This is a genomic window from Pseudomonas sp. LJDD11 (assembly GCF_024584215.1).
GTDB lineage: Bacteria > Pseudomonadota > Gammaproteobacteria > Pseudomonadales > Pseudomonadaceae > Aquipseudomonas.
Genome location: NZ_JANJFL010000056.1, coordinates 1 through 4,145, shown reverse-complemented (window position 1 = coordinate 4,145; position 4,145 = coordinate 1). Strand labels below are relative to the sequence as shown.

4 protein-coding genes and 1 pseudogene are annotated in these 4,145 nt (G+C 57.2%); 4 read left to right on the top strand and 1 reads right to left on the bottom strand.

Translation table 11 applies throughout. The features are described from left to right. Nucleotides 1–277 precede the first annotated feature (277 nt). The 3 genes from NRB16_RS28635 (at nucleotide 278) to NRB16_RS28625 (ending at nucleotide 2,672) form a co-directional block, all read left to right on the top strand. Nucleotides 278–940: a TetR/AcrR family transcriptional regulator gene (locus NRB16_RS28635; protein WP_045483811.1), complete on the top strand. Its 663-nt coding sequence runs from the start codon at nucleotides 278–280 to the stop codon at nucleotides 938–940. 33 nt (nucleotides 941–973) lie between these two features. Beyond that, nucleotides 974–1,567: a YigZ family protein gene (locus NRB16_RS28630; protein WP_045483814.1), complete on the top strand. Its 594-nt coding sequence runs from the start codon at nucleotides 974–976 to the stop codon at nucleotides 1,565–1,567. Between the two features lie 418 nt (nucleotides 1,568–1,985). After that, nucleotides 1,986–2,672, top strand: a complete 687-nt coding sequence (locus NRB16_RS28625) for an SDR family oxidoreductase (RefSeq protein WP_045483816.1) — start codon at nucleotides 1,986–1,988, stop codon at nucleotides 2,670–2,672. A gap of 40 nt (nucleotides 2,673–2,712) precedes the next feature. Here the strand turns inward: NRB16_RS28625 and NRB16_RS28620 are convergent, their stop codons facing one another. Continuing rightward, nucleotides 2,713–3,804, bottom strand: a complete 1,092-nt coding sequence (locus NRB16_RS28620) for a calcium:proton antiporter (RefSeq protein ID WP_257107532.1) — start codon at nucleotides 3,802–3,804, stop codon at nucleotides 2,713–2,715. Nucleotides 3,805–4,059: 255 nt separating this feature from the next. Here NRB16_RS28620 and NRB16_RS28615 point away from each other — a divergent pair. After that, nucleotides 4,060–4,145 (top strand): annotated as a pseudogene (locus NRB16_RS28615) (IS5/IS1182 family transposase); the annotation flags it as partial.

Below are 4,145 nucleotides of genomic sequence, written 5' to 3'. Positions count from 1 at the left end.
GTTGGAAGTGGTGCGCATTATAAGGACATCTGAAACCCCGTCAACCGTTAATTTCAAATATCTCGAAATTAACCAGCCAAGCCCGTAAAACGGCTGCCGATAGCCTCCCGTCATCCGCACCTTATATATAGAGAGATATAAGGAGTCTATGCCACGGGGCACGAGAAGACGACACCACACCGTAAGATTGTCAGACAAAATTACCAATTAAGCTTGTAGGAACCTTACAGGTACGTTATCTCTGCACCCTTGAACGACAGCCCTGCGGAATTGCCACATGCCTCTTGAAGTCCCTGCGCACAGCTCATCGCCAAGCAAGCCTGCCAGTCGTATCCGGCAGCGAAACCAGCAGCTCATCCTCAGAGCGGCCGAAGACGAATTTGCCCGGCATGGTTTCAAGGGCACCAGTATGAACACCATCGCGCTGAATGCTGGTTTGCCCAAGGCGAATCTGCATTACTACTTCAGCAACAAGCTGGGCCTGTACATCGCGGTCCTGAGCAACATCATCGGGCAATGGGACGAAACCTTCAGTCACCTGAGCGCCGAGGATGACCCCGCCGAGGCACTCGCTTCTTATATACGGACCAAAATGGAGTTCTCCAGGCGCTATCCACAGGCGTCGCGCATCTTCGCCATGGAGATCATCAGTGGCGGCGAATGCCTGAGTGAGCATTTCAATAAGGACTACTGCCTCTGGTTCCAGGGACGGGTTGCCGTGTTCCAGGCCTGGATCGATGCCGGCAAGATGGACCCCGTCGACCCGGTTAACCTGATTTTCCTGCTGTGGGGCAGCACCCAGCATTACGCTGACTTCGCCAGCCAGATCTGTCGTGTTACCGGGCGCAGCCGGCTGAGCCGCCAGGACATGGACCTGGCCACCGAGAATCTGATCCGCATCATCCTCAAAGGTTGTGGGTTAGTGCCGCCGGCCTTGTAAAATGCGCATCCCGCAATCAGACGGATGCAGCGCATGCCCTCTACCCTTGCCGGCTTTTGCGAGTTCCGCGAAGAAATCCGTAAAAGCCGCTTCATCACCTTCGCCGGCCCCGTCTCAAGCCCCGCCCAAGCGCAGGCCTTCATTGAGCAGCACAGCGACCTGAACGCCACCCACAACTGCTGGGCCTGGAAACTGGGTAGCCAGTACCGCAGCAATGATGACGGCGAACCGGGTGGCACGGCAGGCCGGCCCATTCTCGCCGCCATTGAAGCGCAAGACTTTGATCAAGTGGTCGTTCTGGTGATTCGCTGGTACGGCGGTATCCAGTTGGGCACCGGCGGCCTCGCCCGCGCTTATGGCGGCGGCGCGAATAAATGCCTGCAGCAGGCTGAACGAGTGCTGCTGATCAACCGCGAAGCGTTCAGCCTGGCGTGCAGTTTCAGTGAGCTGGCCCTGGTCAAGTTACGCCTCAGCGAGGCCGATGCCCTTATAGAAGAAGAAAGCTTTACCGCCAACGGGGTACAGCTGGACATTGCCGTCAGCCCGGAGCAACTGGAAACCCTGCGCCGACAACTGGCCGATCTGAGCCGCGGGCGGATTTTACTGCACTCATCGAACGCAGACTGAGCGACATACTTGCCCACATCTGCTGTGGGCCTGATTGTGGATAAGCTGAGCACATTACCCCAAGAGCCTTACCGGACAAGACCTGCAGAGTATTGGTCGTTTTTTGTTCAAACCCCTGGTATTTACTAAAAATAGCAGACAAACAAGCACTTAAGCGTTTTTCAAAGCTATCAGCCCAAGCAGTTATCCCCACCTCAGCAGGTTTCGCACATTAACTGTGGAGCAGCCTGTGGATAACAAGTGCACGCCTGACGCTATGGCATGTCGCGCCGGGGCCGCGAACAATCGCTCGTTTTTTGACCAGAATTTGAATGCACTCTCGGCCAATCAGAGGATCTGAAACAAGGTATCCACAGGCCAGAGCCTGGAGTAGGCTGCGAGACCTGATGCCATCGCTATCCACAACAAGGAGTTTTCCATGCCCGCTGAAAAAACGGCGCTGATCATTGGCGCATCTCGCGGCCTGGGCCTGGGTCTTGTCCAGCGCCTGACAGAACAGAACTGGAAAGTCACCGCCACCGTACGCGATCCGTTCAAGGCCGACGCACTCAGAGCCATCCCCGATGTCCGCATCGAGACACTGGACATTGATGAAAACGCTTCGGTAGAGGTCTTGCTGCAAAAGCTCAAGGGCGAAGTGTTCGATGTGCTGTTCGTCAATGCCGGCGTGCTCGGCGCCGCGCACCAGAGCGCTGCGCAGTCCACTGCCGCAGAGCTGGGCCAACTGTTCATGACCAATGCGGTGGCGCCGATCCGCCTGGCCGAATACCTGATCGAACAGATTCGCCCCGATACCGGCGTAGTGGCCTTCATGAGTTCAGTGCTGGGCAGCGTTGCCTGCCCGGACGGCGACACGCTGGGCCTGTACAAAGCCAGCAAGGCCGCGCTCAACTCCATGACCAATACCTTCGTTGGCAAACTGCCAGAGCCTCGCCCGACTGTGCTGTCACTGCATCCGGGCTGGGTCAAGACCGACATGGGTGGCGAAAACGCCGAGATCGACGTGCTGACCAGCACCACTGGCCTGGTCAAGCAACTGACCGACTATGCCGGCAAGGGCGGTCACCACTTTATCAACTACAAGGGCGAAACCATCGCCTGGTGACCCGCCGAGCAAGTGCCTGTGTTATCCACAGGCATTCTCCTCACAATCCAAGGCATGAAAGCATGATGAACGTGGCAAACAGCACGAAGTGCGTCATGCCCTCGATGGCGTTGGTCTGCCCGTCATTGAGATTGATCGCACAGACCAGCAAAGTGATGAATACCATGACTGTCTGCACCGGTGTCATGGCCATCTGAAACGGCTGGTCGTTGTACAGCGCCATCGCTTCCATGACCGGTACGGTGAGAATCACTGTGGATAACGACGCGCCCAGCGCAATGTTGACCACCGCCTGCATCCGGTTGGCCAGCGCCGCACGCAAAGCGGTGAGAATTTCCGGAGAGGCCGAGATTGCCGCGACCAGGATTGCGGTCATCACCGGCGGTGCGCCGCTGCCCTCCAGCCCCAGATCCAGGGTCTGGGCCATGACCTCGGCCAATGCGCCAATCACAACAACGCCCAGCACCAGAATGGCGATAGACATGCTCAGCTTACTGGCGCCGCCTGCATGCTGGGCGGCGTCCTGGCGGCGCTTCTTTTCCGGGTAGTTGTAGCTGAAAAAGTAACTGTGCGGGCCGACCTGCATGCGCAGAAACAACGCGTAGAGCACCACCATCGCGCCGATGGTGAACATTGAATAAAGCTTCCAGTCACCCTGCGGGATGAACTCCGGCACGACCATCGACACGCCCATGGCCGTCAGAATCATCACACTGTAGGTACGCGCCGAACTGTCGTTGTAGGCCTGCTCGCCGTGCTTGAGCCCGCCCATCAGGGCCGCAAGACCGAGAATGCCGTTGATATCGAGCATCACCGCCGCGTAAATCGTGTCGCGCACCAGGGTTGGCGAGGGTTCATTGCTCATCATGATCGCCAGGATCACTACCTCCACCAGCACCGCTGACAAGGTCAGAATCATGGTGCCGTAAGGATCACCGACCTTCTCGGCCAGGACTTCGGCATGATGCGCCACCCGCAGCGACGCGCAGACGATAAACCCCACCAGCGCCAGACCGGCCACCAGCGCCACGGTCTTGCCATTACCCAACAGCCAGTGCTCAAGCGAGTAAGCGCCAAGCGTCGCGATGATCGCCAGCAGCAGAAACTTTTCCTGCTTGAGTACAGAGCCCATGTGCGTGTCCCTTCGAGTGAAGCCATTGATTGCTGTGTCAGAGCCCCGGATGTGTCAAAAGGTTTCAAGATATCGACATAACTGAACCATCCGGCCAGCTTTCTCCCCCGCCACCGCTTTGCCGGTTGTAAAATGCCGGGCCATTGCACCTGAAGAGAACAGACCATGATCCGGTACCTGACAGAAGTTAAAACTAGGTTTTGTACGAAAAGTCAGTACGGGTAAAATTGCCGCCATGATTGGCTGGAGGCCCGCATGGCAAAGCGTTAAGAACTCTCCGACGCATCGTGGGAATTGATCAAGGATCTGGTTTCTCCAGAGCAGAAAATGGGTCGCCCACG